1 protein-coding gene is annotated in these 318 nt (G+C 59.4%); it reads right to left on the bottom strand.

Translation table 11 applies throughout. The annotated features are described in order from the left end of the window. Positions 1–305, bottom strand: a 305-nt coding sequence (locus tag CAPSK01_RS04975) for a hypothetical protein (protein ID WP_273703116.1), incomplete at its 3' end; no start/stop codon positions are given. Positions 306–318: the final 13 nt, after the last annotated feature.

Raw genomic sequence — 318 nt, 5'->3', positions numbered from 1 at the left:
GCGAGGTCAACGAACTGGGCGGTCCATTGCCCAGGCAACGAATCGCCAGCTTGCGTGCCCGTTACGCAGACCTGCTCGCCGAAGGTGAAGCCTTGAATCCGCTCGCCCCGAAATCGGGGAAACGCGGGCGAACACGACAGAGTAAAACAGCAAACCTCCTGCTCCGCCTGCGCCACTACGCCGATGATGTCTGGCGCTTCGCCACCGATCACCACGTCCCCTTCACCAACAATCTCGCCGAACAGGCCGTTCGCATGCCCAAGGTTAACAGAAAGGCTCTTTATGTGTTTCGGGCGGTTGAGCATTGTCGTTCTGGAG

The organism is Candidatus Accumulibacter vicinus (assembly GCF_000584955.1).
GTDB classification, from domain to species: Bacteria; Pseudomonadota; Gammaproteobacteria; order Burkholderiales; family Rhodocyclaceae; genus Accumulibacter; species Accumulibacter vicinus.
Note: the sequence above shows the minus strand (reverse complement) of the source record. Positions and strands in the feature narration are given on the sequence as shown.